The 15,898-nt window shown below is 63.2% G+C and carries 14 protein-coding genes; 4 read left to right on the top strand and 10 right to left on the bottom strand.

From position 1 onward, the window contains the following. Positions 1 to 7 precede the first annotated feature (7 nt). From BLR80_RS09680 to BLR80_RS09635, 10 genes are all read right to left on the bottom strand, one after another. Positions 8 to 307, bottom strand: coding sequence for a phasin family protein (locus tag BLR80_RS09680; RefSeq protein ID WP_092079307.1), 300 nt, complete (start codon positions 305 to 307; stop codon positions 8 to 10). A 95-nt stretch (positions 308 to 402) separates the two neighbouring features. Beyond that, positions 403 to 2,394: a hypothetical protein gene (locus tag BLR80_RS09675; protein WP_092079304.1), complete on the bottom strand. Its 1,992-nt coding sequence runs from the start codon at positions 2,392 to 2,394 to the stop codon at positions 403 to 405. Beyond that, positions 2,391 to 3,446 (bottom strand): Holliday junction branch migration DNA helicase RuvB, encoded by a 1,056-nt coding sequence (gene ruvB / locus BLR80_RS09670; RefSeq protein WP_092079301.1) that lies wholly within the window; start codon positions 3,444 to 3,446, stop codon positions 2,391 to 2,393. The genes BLR80_RS09675 and ruvB overlap by 4 nt, the downstream gene beginning before the upstream one ends. An 18-nt stretch (positions 3,447 to 3,464) precedes the next feature. Then, positions 3,465 to 4,076, bottom strand: a complete 612-nt coding sequence (gene ruvA, locus BLR80_RS09665) for a Holliday junction branch migration protein RuvA (RefSeq protein WP_092079298.1) — start codon at positions 4,074 to 4,076, stop codon at positions 3,465 to 3,467. After that, on the bottom strand, positions 4,073 to 4,597 hold the full coding sequence (ruvC, locus tag BLR80_RS09660; protein WP_092079295.1) for a crossover junction endodeoxyribonuclease RuvC: 525 nt from the start codon (positions 4,595 to 4,597) through the stop codon (positions 4,073 to 4,075). Before ruvC ends, ruvA begins: the two co-directional genes overlap by 4 nt. A 10-nt stretch (positions 4,598 to 4,607) precedes the next feature. Next, positions 4,608 to 5,354 (bottom strand): YebC/PmpR family DNA-binding transcriptional regulator, encoded by a 747-nt coding sequence (locus tag BLR80_RS09655; protein WP_092079292.1) that lies wholly within the window; start codon positions 5,352 to 5,354, stop codon positions 4,608 to 4,610. A gap of 489 nt (positions 5,355 to 5,843) precedes the next feature. Continuing rightward, positions 5,844 to 8,126 (bottom strand): sigma 54-interacting transcriptional regulator, encoded by a 2,283-nt coding sequence (locus tag BLR80_RS09650; protein WP_092079289.1) that lies wholly within the window; start codon positions 8,124 to 8,126, stop codon positions 5,844 to 5,846. Positions 8,127 to 8,200: 74 nt separating this feature from the next. Beyond that, on the bottom strand, positions 8,201 to 9,205 hold the full coding sequence (locus tag BLR80_RS09645; protein ID WP_092079286.1) for an ABC transporter ATP-binding protein: 1,005 nt from the start codon (positions 9,203 to 9,205) through the stop codon (positions 8,201 to 8,203). Then, positions 9,205 to 10,164: an ABC transporter ATP-binding protein gene (locus tag BLR80_RS09640; protein ID WP_092079283.1), complete on the bottom strand. Its 960-nt coding sequence runs from the start codon at positions 10,162 to 10,164 to the stop codon at positions 9,205 to 9,207. The genes BLR80_RS09645 and BLR80_RS09640 overlap by 1 nt, the downstream gene beginning before the upstream one ends. After that, complete coding sequence (locus BLR80_RS09635; protein ID WP_092079280.1) at positions 10,161 to 11,681, bottom strand: sensor histidine kinase; 1,521 nt, start codon at positions 11,679 to 11,681, stop codon at positions 10,161 to 10,163. The genes BLR80_RS09640 and BLR80_RS09635 overlap by 4 nt, the downstream gene beginning before the upstream one ends. Before the next feature lie 99 nt (positions 11,682 to 11,780). Here BLR80_RS09635 and BLR80_RS09630 point away from each other — a divergent pair, with 99 nt between their 5' ends. Genes BLR80_RS09630 through BLR80_RS09615 form a run of 4 tightly spaced genes read left to right on the top strand, consistent with a single transcriptional unit; the run spans position 11,781 to position 15,868 of the window. Beyond that, the gene (locus BLR80_RS09630) at positions 11,781 to 12,806 is read left to right on the top strand and encodes a PHP domain-containing protein (protein WP_245691461.1); all 1,026 of its coding nucleotides are present in this window, start codon (positions 11,781 to 11,783) and stop codon (positions 12,804 to 12,806) included. Between the two features lie 5 nt (positions 12,807 to 12,811). Then, positions 12,812 to 13,240: an FKBP-type peptidyl-prolyl cis-trans isomerase gene (locus BLR80_RS09625; RefSeq protein WP_092079274.1), complete on the top strand. Its 429-nt coding sequence runs from the start codon at positions 12,812 to 12,814 to the stop codon at positions 13,238 to 13,240. A 5-nt stretch (positions 13,241 to 13,245) separates the two neighbouring features. Then, a complete protein-coding gene (gene rlmKL / locus BLR80_RS09620; RefSeq protein ID WP_092079271.1) occupies positions 13,246 to 15,432 on the top strand; it encodes a bifunctional 23S rRNA (guanine(2069)-N(7))-methyltransferase RlmK/23S rRNA (guanine(2445)-N(2))-methyltransferase RlmL in 2,187 nt (728 codons plus the stop codon). A 34-nt stretch (positions 15,433 to 15,466) separates the two neighbouring features. After that, the gene (locus tag BLR80_RS09615; RefSeq protein ID WP_092079268.1) at positions 15,467 to 15,868 is read left to right on the top strand and encodes a rhodanese-like domain-containing protein; all 402 of its coding nucleotides are present in this window, start codon (positions 15,467 to 15,469) and stop codon (positions 15,866 to 15,868) included. The last annotated feature ends 30 nt before the right edge of the window (positions 15,869 to 15,898 follow it).

The following is a 15,898-nucleotide window of genomic DNA, read 5'->3' as shown; positions in this document are numbered from 1 at the left end:
GCCGGCTTCAGTTCTGGCCCAACCGCTCTTCCAACTGGCGGACGCGCTGTTCGAGGGCTTCGAGTTCACTGCGGGGAACCAGGCCCAGCCGTTCGGCGGCCTGGCGAACCTCGTCTCGGGCGGCGTCCTGCAGATCCTGCTGGCGTTGCTTTACCGCCTCCTGCACGCTGGTAACCAGTTTCTTGCCTTCCTCCTCACTCAGGTTGAAGCGTTGGCGCAGCTCGCAGGCCAGTTCCTCGGTTTTTTTTTGGGTCAGACTGGCGGCTCCCAGGGCGGTCAGCAGGGTTTTTTCCAGAATCTCGAACATGTCAGGCACCTCCATTGGGCAAAAGAGGGCGCGGTACGCGCCTGTTAGCATCTGGGCAGTCTAGCAGGATCAGGGCCGCCTGCAAGTTCTCCTGCTCAGGCTGGCAGGGACCGGCCGTACTGGCGGGCGCAGAGCCGTATCCTGTCCCAGGGTGGCAGGGCCAGTTGGCGCCACAGGCGGGTGGCAAAACGGCGGGCCAGCCGGGCGGGGGTCAGGCCGGCGTGGCTTTCACTCAGAATCAGGGTGCGCAGGCTGGCCAGATCCTCCAGATAGCGCAGCACCAGCTCACGACAGGCCTCTTGGGCCAGGGGCAGTTCAATCTGTTGCTGACTGTGGGATGCCAGCAGCAAGGCCCAGGCGTGGTCGATGTCGGTTTCCACAATCCGCTTGCCGTGACAATCCAGCAGGCTGACATTTTCGAGCAACTGTTGACCCAGTTGCCAGGGGCCGTTGTTGAGGGTGTGATGACGGCGTTCGATGCTGGCCAGATCATAGAGATAGTCGGCTGGAAAATGAAAGCGCGGTCGGGCGGCAATCTGCTGGTCGATGGCCTCGCGCACCTGTTGCTGGCGGCCTGGCATAGCTGTTGCCGCTGGCGGAGGCTCTGTTTCGGTAATGTTTTGATGTGGCGCTTGCGCTTGCAGTGGCGTGGTGGCAAAGGGTTGATCATGCCAGGCCAGCGCCCGCTGGTGGTTGAGATGGATCAGCTGGGTGAGTGCGCCCGGCTCCGCCGGTTGGCGCCACAGCCGCAGTTGGCACAGACTGCCATCCGATTGCAGCTGTTCAAGATGGCAGCACTGATGAATCAGCGCCAGTACCGTCTCCGCAGCTGGCTGGCCCAGCAGCGCGGCCGGCAGACACAGATCGCAGCGAGCCCCGGTTGGCAGCAGTCCCAGCAGATAGGCCAGTTGCCAGAGGGCCAGCGGACTGTGGGGTGGCAGGATCAGCCGTCGGCCTGGCCAGACTTGACGCAGCAACCCCTGCAGTCGCGGAAGCTGCTGGGCTGAAGGTTCCCGGCTGTCCACCAGACAGGCCCGTGCGTGGTGCAGGTCGCAGGCTGTCAGGGCGAACAGTTGTGTTTCCTGGCGGCCGGGAGGGCTGCCCGTTTGGTGCAGGCGCCGCAGCAGTGCTTTGAGCGCCAATCGGCCGGACTGATCGATGTCGATGGCTGCGGGATCGCTGAGCAGATCATCGCAGTACAGTTGCAGAACGGCAGTGTCGGCAGCGGGCAGTTTCGGCTGCGGCAGCCCGGCCTGGGCCAGGGGATGGCTGCCATGCAGCAGTAGTTCAATGAACTGACTGGCCCGCTCGACGGGGTGAAAGGGACTGAGCTGCTCCAGCCGGTGCAGCACGAACAGCAGTTCGGCGGCAGCGGCCTCTTCGGGCAACGGCAGGCTGTCGGTCGTGGCCGGCGATCGTCGGGCCGCGACAAAGGTGGCCAATTGCTGCGGCCCCAGATGGCGTGGCAGGCGGCCGTCGGCGAGGGCGTCGAGCAGCAGGGCCAGTACCAGCAGCATCTGTTGGCGTACGTGCGATTCCAAATCTGCGGGGGGCTCCGCTGTCCGGCGCAGCCGGGTGGCGTGAAGGTCGCCGGCCCGCCACAGAGCCTGTTCGCACAGGTTGTACAGATGCCAGGCGCCGAGTTGTTCCGGCGGGCGGGTGTGCAACACGCACAGCAGTCGCAGCTGCTCCAGCAATTCCGTTAGAGCAGCTGCTGCCTGGGGCGCCGGGCGGGGTTCGCCAGCGGCGATATGCTGATGGATGCGCAGCGAACCGGTTTCGTAAATGTCGAGTCCGCCGGGATGCCAGAGCACGAAATGGTTCAGCCCGAGCACCTCAGCGGCGGCCTGGGCATTTATCAGTGCGTCGTTGTCGGGCGGATGCTGCAGCAGGTTGAGCAGCGCGGCGGCGACAAAACTGCCGGGATTGATCCACAGCACCAGATCGGGATGCAGCGGGCCGCGGATGCTGTACAGGCGCAGGCCGCAGTCGGCCTTGCGAAACGGATAGCGGCCCTGTTCCAATGCCGGTGCAAGCCAGTCGCAAAGTTGCCGGGCCAGCGTCGAAGACGAAGCCACGCTGGTCATGCCGGCTCGTCCTGTGGGGCCGGGCGGTCGAACAGGCCGGCATTCTGACCCGCCTGGGACGGCAGCGGCCGGTGAAAGTGCTGATAGGCCAGCGCCGTGGCCATGCGGCCGCGCGGGGTGCGGCTGATGTAGCCCTGTTGCAGCAGATAAGGTTCAATGACCTCTTCAATGGTATCTTTTTCCTCACCGATGGCGGCGGCCAGGGTGTCGAGGCCGACGGGGCCGCCGGCAAACTTGTCGATGAGGCTCTGCAGCAACAGACTGTCCATGTGGTCGAAGCCGCGGCGGTCAACCTCCAGGCGCAGCAGTGCCCGGTCAGCGATGGCCCGATCAATGTGGCCGTCGCTGCCGACTTGGGCGAAGTCGCGCACCCGCCGCAGCAGGCGATTGGCAATGCGCGGTGTGCCACGGCTGCGGCGGGCAATTTCCAGCGCGCCCTCGCTGTCGATGGCGACCTGCAGGATGTCGGCGCTGCGCCGCACGATCACCGCCAGTTCCTCATGGGTGTAGAACTGCAGCCGACTGATGACACCAAAACGGTCGCGCAGGGGAGACGACAGCAGCCCGGCGCGGGTAGTGGCGCCCACCAGGGTGAAGCGGGGCAGATCAAGCTTGATGGTGCGGGCCGAAGGCCCCTGGCCGATGAGAATGTCGATCTGGTAGTCTTCCATGGCCGGGTAAAGGATTTCCTCCACCACCGGCGAGAGACGGTGAATCTCGTCGATGAACAGCACATCGCCCTGTTCCAGGTTGGTCAGGATGGCGGCCAGATCGCCGGCTTTTTCGATGACCGGGCCGGAGGTGCTCTTGATGTTGACGCCCATCTCGCTGGCGATGATGTGGGCCAGGGTGGTTTTGCCCAGACCGGGAGGGCCGTAAAACAGCACATGGTCGAGGGCTTCATCGCGCTGGCGGGCCGCCTGGATGAACACCGCCAGGTTCTGCTTGGCCTGTTCCTGGCCGATGTATTCAGCCAGGCTGCGTGGCCTGAGCGGGTTGTCGAAGTTTGCGTCATCGTCGCGCAGATGCGGACTGATCAGCCGGTCGGACATGGCGTTTCCTTAAGGCGGTCAGTTTCTGCCAGGAGTCAGTTCCTGCAGGGCCGCCCGCAGCAGGGCTTCGGTGCTCAGTCCGGCCGCTCCCTCGATACGGCCGAGGGCGGCGCGGGCTTCCTTTTCTTTGTATCCCAGACTCAGCAGGGCGCTGAGCACATCGGTATCGCTGCGGCCAGCGGTTGTTGCGGCACTGCGACCACTGGCCGCAGCTGCTGCCGCCGAGAGCTTCTGCACCTTTTCATGCAGTTCCAGTACCAGGCGCTCGGCGGTTTTCTTGCCGATGCCCGGCACCAGTGACAGGCGGACGCTATCCTGCAGCAGCAGAGCCTGCTGCAACTCATCACAGCTCAGATGCGACAGGATGTTGAGAGCCACCTTGGGACCGATGCCGGAGATGCCCAGCAGCAAAAGAAACAGCTGTTTCTGCAGCAGGCTGGAAAAGCCGTACAACAGCAGGGCATCCTCCCGCACCAGGGTGTGGATATGCAATTGCACCGGCTGGCCGGTGTCCGGCAGTTCGTAAAAGCTGGACAGGGGGACGAATACCCGGTAGCCGACGCCCTGCACGTCGATAATGAGCTGTTCGGGTTCCTTGTGGCACAGCAGACCACTCAGGCGCGCGATCACGCCAGTCTCCGGCGGCTACTGCTGGCGCCGGCCTCTCCGGCCAGACGTGTGGCCAGGGGGCTGCTGTGGGCGTGGCAGATCGCCACGGCCAGAGCATCCGAGGCATCTTCCTGGGCGATCTCGGGCAGATGCATCAGAACCCGCACCATTTGCTGCACCTGTGGCTTGGCGGCCTTGCCGTAGCCGACGACGGCGTTTTTGACCTGCAGAGCGGTGTATTCATAGACCGGCAGTCCGGCGCTGACACCGGCCACCACCGCCGCGCCACGGGCTTGGCCCAGTTTGAGCGCCGACAGGGCGTTTTTGGCGACGAATACCTGCTCGATGGCGACGGCGTCGGGGCGGTATTGGCGGATGATGGCGCCGAGCCCGTCGAAGATCTGCTGCAGCCGCAGGGGCAGATCGTCCTGTGAGCGGGTGATGATGGCGCCATTGTCGACGTGCAGCAGCCGGTTGCCCTGTCGGTCGAGCAAGCCGTAGCCGGTGACGCGGCTGCCCGGATCGATTCCCAGAATGCGCATGGTCGCCGCGTCAGCCCATGATCCTGCTCAGGATGTCGTCGTCGATGTCGGCGTTGGTGTAAACGTTCTGAACATCGTCGTTGTCTTCAAGCTTGTCGATCAGCTTGAGCATCTGTTCGGCCTTTTTTTCATCCAGTTCCACCATGTTCTGCGGAATCATGGTCAGTTCAGCCGCTTCGAAGCTGAATCCCTTGGCGCTCAGGCCGTCGCGCACCTGGGCGAAATCGGTGGCTTCGGTGAGGATTTCATAGAACTCGCCTTCGTCCTTGACGTCGAGGGCACCCAGTTCGAGGGCCGCTTCGAACAGGCTGTCGAAATCGGCGCTGGCGGGAAAGGTGATCTGGCCGCGGCGGTCGAACTGGAACGCCACCGAGCCATCGACACCGAGGCTGCCGCCGTGTTTGGAAAAACAGTGGCGCACGTCGGCCACGGTGCGGGTGCGGTTGTCGGTCATGATCTCAACCAGGACAGCGACCCCGCCGGGCCCGTAGCCCTCCATGGTGCCCTCTTCGTAGCTGACGCCGTCCAGATCGCCGGTGCCCTTCTTGATGGCGCGGTCGATGGTGTCCTTGGGCATGTTGCTGCCCTTGGCCTTGTCAATTGCGGTGCGCAGGCGGGGGTTGGTTTCGAAGTCACCGCCACCGATTTTGGCCGCTACGGTAATTTCCTTGATCAGTTTGGTGAAGATTTTACCGCGCTTGGCGTCCTGGGCGCCCTTGCGGTGTTTGATGTTGGCCCATTTGCTGTGTCCTGCCATCGGGGTTCTCCTGTTCGTTGTCGCGTTTTTGTTGCGTTCTGGTCAGCGATGGTGGCGGGCTTGTGCCGCCGGAGTCGCTTTGATGTCAAGGCTGTTGGTCAGAAAAATCCCAATAGACTACCATGGCCAAGGTGGTTGGCTCAACCGCAAAGCGGTTGTCGGGCGGACAGGCGGGCTGGGTGGCACAATAAAAAACGCCGCCCGGGAGGAGAGAATCCTGAGCGGCGGAACAGGTAAGGGAGGAGTTTTCGGTCAATCGGGGGATGAGAAAGACGCGCTCCCTTGGCATAGACATGCCGGAGAAGCCTAGCAGTCTTGGTGCCAAGATTGTCGGAAGCCGGGTATTTTGTTTGCAACTCACCGATATCGTTTTGATTGTCAGTACGCCTGAGCGGTTTGTGAGGTCGCCGGCCAGTGGGCGGATTGGGGTGTGGGCCGAGGATTTGTGCCTTTTGTGGCACAAGTATTCTTGCAGCTGTGCCGAATTTGTCACAGCTGATCGCCGCGCTGTTCGGCGCTGTGCAGCTGATGTCGTTCCAGCAGGCGATAAAAGCTGCGACGGGGCATCTGGGCCAGGCGCGCGGCGGCGGAAACATTGCCCGCGGCCTGTTCCAGATAGTTTTTCAACAGGCCTTTTTCGATCAGGCTGATCTGTTGCTCCAGGCTCTGGCGCAGGGACTGATCGGTCGCGCCCGACTGCTGACCGCGTCGGCCGATCAGTTCGGTGAAGACTACCGGCAGATTTTCCAGGTGAATGCTGCGATCCTGGGTCAGAACCGCCGCCCGTTCAATGATGTTCTGCAGTTCGCGAATATTGCCGGGCCAGTGATACAGGCGCATGGCTTCTATGGCGCGCCGATCAATCGCCGTGATGGTCTTGTTGACGCGCTTGCTGGTGTGGCGCAGGAAGTGTTCCAGCAGCTCTTCCAGTGAGTCAAGGCGGTTGCGCAACGGCGGCATGGTAATGGAGAAGACGTTGAGACGGTAGAACAGATCCTCGCGGAACCAGCCTTCGCGCACACCGTCCTCCAGGTTTTTATTGGTGGCGGCGATCAGTCGGACATCCACCTTCTTGCTGTGATTGCCGCCGACCGGGCGGATCTCGCCGCTGTCGAGCACCCGCAACAGTTCGGCCTGTACCTTGGGCGAGATATCACCGATCTCGTCGAGAAAGATGGTGCCGCCGTGGGCGGCCTCGAACAGACCCTTTTTGTCGCTGACGGCACCGGTGAAGGCTCCCTTCTGGTGGCCGAACAGCTCGCTTTCGAGCAGGCTGTCGCTGAGGGTGGTGCAGTTGAGGGTGACCAGTGGTTTGTCGGTGCGTGGGCTGACGCGGTGAATGGCGCGGGCGGTCAGTTCCTTGCCGGTACCGCTTTCGCCGCGGATCAGAACCGTGGTCGGGGTCGGGCCGACCTGGTGGATCAGATTAAGCACCTCCTGGGTGTGGCTGTCCTTGCCGACCAGGGTCAGATCGCCGAACTCCTGTGACAGGGCGTGCTGCGCCAGTTCGTATTTCTGAGTCAGGGTCAGGCGGTCTTCCTCCAGCCGCTTGAGGGAGTAGGGCAGGCACATTTCGATGTCCGCCAGACCCTGATAGACGGCGATGGCATGTTCCCGGCAGGTGCGGTAGCCACAGCCGCCGCAGTCGAGCTCGTCCTGTTCGCTGTGCTTGTTGGTCTGCAGCAGAATCTTGCGGATGCTGTCACTGCTGGGCAGGTCGAGGCGCTTGTATTTGTTGCGGAAACTGCGGCCAAAATCGATCTGTGGCGGTTTGCCGTAACGCTCACTGGTGCTGTAGCGGATGTCGTCGCGCTGAAAGTGGCGGTGAATCAGGGTCTGTTTGGCAAAGGTGGTCAGGCGGTTGTTGCGGCCGGGGCCGCCGATGCAGCCGCCATTACAGAAGCGGATGTCCACCAGGCGCGCGTCGATGCGACCGGCGGCCAGATCACGGATGATTTCGAGTGAGTTTTCCTCGCCTTCAGCACAGAAATAGCGCGGCTGGAAGAAATCATCATGAATATCGAGAACCTGAAAGGGGCCACCGCTGATCGGAAACAGGCAGCCGCGCCGCGGCTGCAGGCCGTCGAACGGGGTGTGTCCCAGCCGGGTCAGATCAAGGCGCTGTTGCTGAAACATCTGGCCCAGTTCCTTGTAGGTCAGCACCACGTCGATGGCGTCAGCCACGGGTTCAGCGAAGATCTCAAATTTGCCGGCGATGCAGGAGCTGATGTAGACCAGCTGGACCGGTGCGCTGTTGCAGGCCTTGATAAAGCGGCCGATGGCGATCATCGGTGAGACCACCGGCAGCAGGTTCTTGAGCATCTGTGGATAGTGGCGTTCGATCAGGTCGACAATGGTTGGACAGTGGCTGGTGATCAGGGGGGTGTCGCCGGGCTGTTGCATTTGTTGATGATAGCTGGCGCTGAGCAATTCGACGCCGGCGGCGCCCTGATGGACCTCGTCAAAACCGAGCCGGCGCAGGCCGCTGACCAGCTGGTTGGGAGCCACGTCCTGAAAGAAGGCGGGGTAGGAACAGCCCAGAACGGCGATCTTGCGGTCGCTGCCGCCCAGCAGACGCCAGGTCTGCTCGCGGCTGTCAGCAATAACCTTGGCTTTCTGGGTGCAGACGGCAATGCATTTGCCGCAGCCGATACAACGGGAATGGATGACCTCGGCGTAATGGGCCTTGACCTTGATGGCCTTGACCGGGCAGTTGCGTACGCAGGCGTAACATTTGCGACAGCGTTCCTTGACGGTCAGGATGGGGCCCATGACACGGATTCCTTCTTCTCGGCGGACGCGGGGGTGCGTCGGACAGGCACTGTGCCACAGCTGGCACAGGTTGGTCAAGGGCTCTGTCGCAGCAGTCGTTCGAGGCCTTCAAGCTGCAATTCGGCGGCGCGCCAGCAGGCCACCTGTCGGTGGTTGCCAGCGTCCTGCAGTGGCGGGCGCTGCTGTTGGCACAAAGGCTGGGCGTGGGCACAGCGTGGATGGAACGGACAGCCGGGCGGCGGTGCCGTGGCGGAAGGAATCTCGCCGCGCGCTCGTGGCCGTTGACGGTGGTGCGGGTCGGGCAGGGGCAGGGCCTGCAGCAGCATTTCGCCATAGGGATGCAGGGGGCGGCCAAAGAAGGCGTCCACCGGAGCGATTTCCACCACGCGGCCCAGGTACATCAGTGCTACCCGGCTGGCCAGGCTGGCAACCACAGCCAGATCGTGACTGATAAACAGGTAGGTCAGTTGATGGCGCTGCTGCAGATCGCGCAGCAGCTGCAGGATCTGCGCCTGGATGGAGAGGTCAAGGGCCGAAACCGGTTCATCAGCCACCACCAGTTCCGGTCGCAGGGCCAGGGCGCGGGCAATGCCGACGCGCTGCCGCTGTCCCCCGGAAAATTCGTGGGCGAAGCGCCGGGCATGATCCGGCGTGAGACCGACCTCTTCCAAGAGCTGCAGCGCGCGTTGGTGGGCTTCGGCGCGGGAGCAGATGCGGTGGATATGAAAGGGTTCGGCCAAAATAGTGCCGACCTGCATGCGCGGATTAAGGGAGGAAAAGGGATCCTGAAAGACCATCTGCATCTGGCGTTGCAGCTGACGCCGGGCCGCACCGGGCAGGCGGGTCGGTTCGAGGCCCTTGAAACGCAGCGTGCCGCTGTCCGGTGTCAGCAGGCCCAGAATGAGTTTGGCCAAGGTGGACTTGCCGCAGCCCGATTCTCCCACCAGCGCGAGGGTTTCGCCGCGCCGCAGCTGCAGATTGACCTGCTCGACGGCACGCAGCCACTGGCGCGGCCGGCCGGGGCCGCCGCTGACATGAAAGCCCTTGGTCAGGCCTTCCAGTTGCAGCAGGGTATCCATCAGGGGGTCTCCGGCCAGCAACGCAGCCAATGACCGGCGCTGGTCTGTTGCAGTGGCGGCGGACCTGTCGGCCGCGGCCGGAAGCGTGCGGGACAGTGGTGCCAGAACGGGCCGGTCGGGCTGGCTGTCTCGGTTGGCTGACCGGCACGGCGAGGAATGCAATTCAGCAGATGGCGGCTGTAGGGGTGCAGGGGGTTGTCGAACAGCTGGGTGACCGGCGCCTGTTCCACCACCAGACCGTCGTACATCACGGCGACCTCGTCGGCATTCTGGGCCACCAGCCCCAGATCATGACTGATCAGCAGCAGGGCCATGTTTTGTTGTCGCTGCAGGTCGCCCAGTAGGGTCATGATCTGGGCCTGGATGGTGACATCCAGAGCCGTGGTGGGTTCGTCAGCGATAAGGATCTGCGGTTTGCCGGCCAGCGCCATGGCTATGACCACGCGCTGACGCATGCCCCCGGAAAGTTGATGGGGGTAGTCGCGCAGGCGCTGGACCGGGTTGGCCAGCCCGACCTGGTCGAGCAGCTCCGCCGCTCGCAGCAGGGCCGCTCGGCCGCTCAGGCCGCGATGCAGCTCCAACCCTTCCGTCAGTTGACGGCCGATGGTCAGCACCGGATTGAGGGCCGTCATGGGGTCTTGAAAAATCATGGCGATGCGGTTGCCACGGCGCCGCCGCATCTCCTGGGCGGGCAGCTGCAGCAGCTCCTCGCCGTCGAGTCGGATGCTGCCGCTGACAATGCGGCCGGGGGCGGGCACCAGCCGCAGCAGCGACAGGGCGGTGATGGATTTGCCGCAACCGGATTCGCCCACCAAGGCCAGGGTGCGGCCAGGCCAGAGGTCAAGGTCAAGCTCGCGCACGGCCTTGACGATGCCACCACGGGTGAAGAAAAAGGTACTCAGTCCGCGGACCTGCAGGCAGGGTTGGTCGGACAGGAGACAGGGCGCGGTCTGACTCATGGGGTCTTGTCGTCGCGCGCGGGCAGGCTGAAGGTGACCGTGGTGCCCTGATGCAGCACACTCTGAACCCGGATCTCGCCGCCGTGCGCCTCCACCAGCGCCTTCACCAGACTCATGCCCAGTCCCAGACCCGGTGCGGTGGCCGAGGCCGCGTCCGTGCGGTAAAACCGGTCGAAGATGCGGGTGGTTTCCTCGTCGGTCATGCCGATACCTTCGTCGCGCACACTGATTTCATAACAGTGGTCGGCACGATGGCCGTGGACAAAGACATACTCGGCACCGGGTGAGAACTTGATGGCGTTACTGATCAGGTTTTGCAGGACCTGCTCAATCTTGTCCGGATCGACGAACACAAGGGTCTGCTCGTCGCGACAGTCGATCCGGAACTGGCAGGTGCTGGGGGTCTGATGGCAGAGCCGCTGAACGCGTTCAAGCAGGCTGGCTACCGGCAGCAGCTGTTTTTCCAGGCGGATCTCGCGACCGGATTCGACCCGGCTGATATCCAGCAGGTTGTTGATCAGCCGGTCGAGTTGCCAGGCTTTTTCGTGGATGTAACCGAGAAATTCCTGTCGCTGGCTCACGGGCAGTTCGCCATCGGCCAGCAGCAGTTCGGAGTAGCCGGCGATGGCGGTTATCGGGGTTTTTAGATTGTGGGCGGCGCTGGAGATGAACTCGGATTTCATCCGGTCGATGCGGTGCTCCTCCGTGGTGTCATGCAGAATCAGCAGCAGCCCACCGCAGTCGCCGCGGTCGTTGCGGATATTCACCAGCTGGGCCTTCACCGTGCGGGGTTTGCCGTCGCGGGTCAGCAGGCTGAAGGTGCGGCTGCGGCCGCGCCGTTCGGGAGAGAAAAAGTCATCCAGGCTGCTGGCGACAGCCCGGGCGAACAGGGCTTCGAGGGGCTGGCCGCAGGCGTTGGCCTCTTCCAGCTCGAGCAGCTGCAGGGCGGCGGCGTTGACCCGTTCGATGCGGCCGGTGGCATCGGCCACCAGCAAACCGTCACTGATGGAAACGAGAATGTCCGACACCTTGTTTTTTTCCTGCCGCAGCCGTTCCAGGGTTTCGCTCTGGCTTGCCAGCAGCTGATGATTGCGCAGCAGGTAGATGCCGATGAGCAGGCCGCTGGCGCCGCCGAACAGGGTCGGTACGACAAAGCCTTTCGGATGCAGGGGATAGCCGGCCAGCACCTTCTGGGCCAGCGAGAACAGGCACAGCAGCAGGCTGCCGGACAGCGCGGCGTTGATCAGCACCAGCAGGTGGGGCAGGCGCAGGCGCAGGTCAAGTCCGGCCCGCTGCAGGTTGGCCTGTTCGGCCCGGCGGAGCCGGCCGTAGAGGTAGGCAATGATGACGGAGGTGACGCCACCGGCCAGCACCGGGATCAGGTAGCCAATGAGTCTCTGCGGATAGCCGATCAGCAGTTTCTGCAGAAAGGACAGAAAACTGAGCAGGCTGGCGCCGAGTATGAAAAAGGCCAGCTGTAGCAACAGGTGGCGGAGCAGTTTGACAACCGAAGACATAGGCGGGATTTCCCCAGGGTCTGAACGACGAAATAGGCGGATACAACAAGACGGGGTGGCGGGGCAGCCGTCTGGCTAATTATGGCACGATCGACGCCGATGGCAAGTCTTCGCTTGTTGCTGTCGGTGAGGCAGGAAGTTGAGGTGGTGACTGCGCTCTCGCTGTGTTACCATGACGGCCATTTCTGGCGCTTCCCGCCGCTTTCAGGCCATCGCGCTTTGCCTTTTTTCTCCGGCTCAAAAGGGACCTTCATGCATCCGCGCGTCGATCTGCACGTTCACAGCAGCTGCTCCGATGGTGTTCATCCGCCATCGCTTCTGGTGGCGCGTGCCGCCGCGGCGGGAGTGCGGGCGCTGGCGCTATGCGATCACGACAATATCGATGGCGTGGTTGCCGCCCAGGCCGCTAGCCGTGATCTGGGTATCTATCTGGTCAGCGGAGTCGAGCTGTCCTGTGTCTGGCGCAATTATCAGGATATTCATCTGTTGGGTTACGGTTTTGACCCGGCGGATGCGGTGCTGGGGCAGGCCCTGCGCGATTTTCAGCAGTTCCGCGCCCAGCGCAATGCCCGTATCGTCGAGAAGGTGAACGCGGTGCTGCGCCAGCGCGCCCTGCCGCCGCTGGATTTCGCCGCCGTCAGCGCCCGGGCCGCCGGCAGTATCGGCCGGCCCCATATTGCCATGGAACTGATGGCTCAGGGACTGGTCAGCAACATGGAGGAGGCCTTTCAGCAGTATCTGGTCAGTTGCAACGAGCCGAAGCGGTTTTTCCCCGTCGATGAGGCCATTGGTCTGATCCGCGCCGCTGGTGGTGTGGCTGTTCTGGCCCATCCCCCCTACATTACCCGCGATCCCCAGGCCATGCAGCAGTTACTTGATGAGCTCTGTGCCTGCGGCCTGCAGGGCATCGAAGCCTACAACAACGGCGTCAATTGCGATGAACTCGAATGGTATCTGGCCCAGGCGCGGCGGCGCGATCTGCTGGTGACCGGCGGTTCCGATTTTCATGGTATCGAGGATGGCGGGGCCGAATTTGGTCGCATTCGCGCCATCGGCGATATCCCGTACAGCTGCTATGAACGGCTGCAGCTGTTTCTGCAAACGCATCAGCATTCACAGGAGTAGTTTTCATGGTTACAGCGCAACCCGGAGATCGCGTCAAGGTTCACTATACCGGTACCTTTGACGATGGCAGTCAGTTTGATTCCTCGCAGGGGCGCGAGCCGCTGGAATTCGCCCTTGGCGAAGGCGCGGTGATCCCCGGTTTCGATCAGGCGATTCAGGGCATGCAGGTTGGTGAACGCAAGCAGGTGCGGATTGAGGCCAGCGAGGCCTATGGCGATTATGACGAGGAGCAATGCGTCACGGTCGAGCGTGCCATGCTGCCGGCGGAGCTGGAGCTGGAAGTCGGGATTCAGCTGCAGGCGCAGACGGCCGAAGGCATTCCGCTGGTGGTGACGGTGGCGGAGCTGGGCGAGGGGACGGTCACCCTCGACGGCAACCATCCTCTGGCCGGCCGGGCACTCAATTTCGCCCTCGAACTGGTGGAGATCGCTTAGGCAGCATGGATGTGGTGAAGCAGGGGCCGGGGGCCGGCCTGGAGCTGTTTGTCAGTGCGCCGCGCGGCCTGGAGCCGCTGCTGGCCGAGGAGCTCACCGCTCTGGCTGCCGAGGCGGTGCGGCTGGCACGGGGTGGCGTGCATTGCCGGGGCGATCTGGCGCTGGTCTATCGTATCGGTCTGTGGTCGCGTTTTGGTGGCCGGTTGCTGCTGCCCCTGTGCCAGGGGGCGGCTGGTGATGCCGATCAGCTCTACGCTCTGGCGCGCCAGGTTGACTGGTCGGCCCACTTTCCGGTCAGTGCCACCTTTGCCGTTGACAGCCATGTCCAGCAGTCGCAGCTGCGCCATTCGCAGTTCGTCGCCCTGAAGGTCAAGGATGCCGTGGTTGACAGCTTTCGCGCGGCAACCGGACAGCGACCCGATGTTGACAGCCGCACGCCCTGCTGGCGGGTCAATGTGCATTTATATCGCGATCAGCTGACGCTGAGTCTGGATCTGTCGGGCGAGAGCCTGCACCGGCGGGGCTATCGCTGTGAAGGTGGCATGGCGCCGCTCAAGGAGCATCTGGCGGCGGCGTTGCTGGCGCGGGCCGGCTGGCCCGCCATTGCCGCGCGCGGGGGCGCCTTTGTCGATCCGCTGTGTGGTAGTGGCACGCTGGTGCTGGAGGCGGCTCTGATGGCTGGCGATGGTGCGCCTGGCCTGCTGCGCTCGGGTTTCGCCTTCGAACACTGGTGCCGGCACGATCCGGTCCTGTGGCAGCAGCTGCGTACCGAAGCCCGGCGGCGCTGGCAGCTGGGCATGGCGCAGGTGCCAGCGCTGCTGGGTTTTGACCAGAACGCCAACGCCGTGGCTCTGGCGCGGGTCAATGCCGAACGGGCCGGCCTGAGCGAGCAGGTCTGTTTCGAAAGTCTGCCCCTGGATCAGCTCGGATGCCGCAGCCTGCCACAGCCTGCCGGACTGGTGCTGACCAATCCGCCCTATGGTCAGCGGCTGGGCACGGTCGAACAGGTGGCGGGCTTGTATCGTCAGCTGGGTGTTCAGCTGCGGCAGGCGGCTCAGGGTTGGAAACTGGCCGTGTTGACCGGCGCGCCCGAATTGGGGCCACAGCTCGGCCTGCGGGCCTTGCGTAAGCACCATTTCTTCAATGGCGCCCTGCCGTGCCAGTTGCTGCATTTCGTTATCGAACCGCAGTATTATTTCCGGGAACCGGTCGAGGCTTCCCACGGGCTGGCGCCAGTTGAACAGCTGTCGGACGGCGGGCAGATGTTCGCTAATCGTTTGCGTAAAAATCTGCGCCACCTTGGTCGCTGGGCCCGCCGGCGCCAGATCAGCTGCTATCGCCTGTATGATGCCGATCTGCCGGATTATGCCGTCGCCATTGACCTTTATGGCGAGCAGGTGCAGGTGCAGGAATATCAGGCACCACCGGAGTGTGATCCCCGGCTGGCCCGGCGGCGCCTGCGCGAGGTGGTTACCCTGTTGCCCGAGGTGCTTGGCGTATCGGCCGATGCCGTTCATGTCAAGGTGCGTCAGCGCCAGCGTGGCCAGGCGCAGTATCAGCGGCAGGATGACAGCGGCCGTTTTTTTATCGTCGAGGAGGGCGGGCTGAAATTTGAGGTAAATCTGCAGGATTATCTCGACACCGGCCTGTTTCTCGATCACCGCCAGACCCGCGAGCTGATTCGTGACAAGGCCGCAGGCCGCGACATGCTCAACCTGTTTGCCTATACCGGTAGTGCCACGGTCTATGCCGCTGCCGGCGGTGCCCGCAGTACCACCAGCGTCGATCTGTCAGCGACCTATCTGCGCTGGGCGCGACGCAATCTGCAGCGTAATGGCTTTGATGGCCCGACGCACCGTTTCATTCAGGCGGACTGCCTGGCCTGGCTGGCCGAAGAGCAGGGCTGCTACGGCCTGATTTTTGTCGATCCACCAACCTTTTCCAATTCCAAACGGATGGAAGGGGTTTTCGATGTGCAACGCGACCATGTGGAACTGCTGACCGCCGCCGCCGCCCGCCTGGCCGTCGCTGGCGAGCTGATTTTTTCCACCAATTTGCGCCGCTTCCGTCTTGATACTGCAGCGCTGACCGACGCCGGACTGGCCTGGGAGGATCTGGGTGCGGCCACCTTGCCGGAGGATTTCCGTCGTAACCCGCGGATTCACAGTTGCTGGCGGCTGTGGCGGGTTTGAGTTTGCGTACTGGTGCACATACAAGGAGGCGGAGATGCTCGACGCTGTGTTGCAGCGGATGGATCTGGCGTTTATCGGAACGCTGCGCCACAAGGTGACTTTTGCTGAGCTGTTGCAGCAGCCCGGCGCGCGGGTGCTGGATGTGCGCACCCCTGAAGAGATGACGGCGCTGCTGCCGGGGGAGGCGTTCCCGCTGCCCTGGCAGTGCCTGGCGCTGAATCAGCTTCCCGAAAATTGGGCCGAGGTGCCCAGGGAGCCTCTGGTGGGAATCTTTTGTCCCCATGGTGTGCGGGCGGCCATGGCTTATGTCTATTTGTCGGCACGGGGATACGATAACCTGCGGGTGCTTGACGGTGGCTACGAGGCCCTGTGTCAGTGCGTTCGGCCCGCCGCGCTGCTGGCCGCGCGGAACAGGGGCCAGGCTGCAGCGGAATGAAGCCGATTCCAATCAGAACGGGGTTTCCTT

Source organism: Desulfuromonas thiophila (genome assembly GCF_900101955.1).
Taxonomy (GTDB): Bacteria; Desulfobacterota; Desulfuromonadia; order Desulfuromonadales; family Desulfuromonadaceae; genus Pseudodesulfuromonas; species Pseudodesulfuromonas thiophila.
This window is presented reverse-complemented; position numbering and strand designations above follow the sequence as displayed.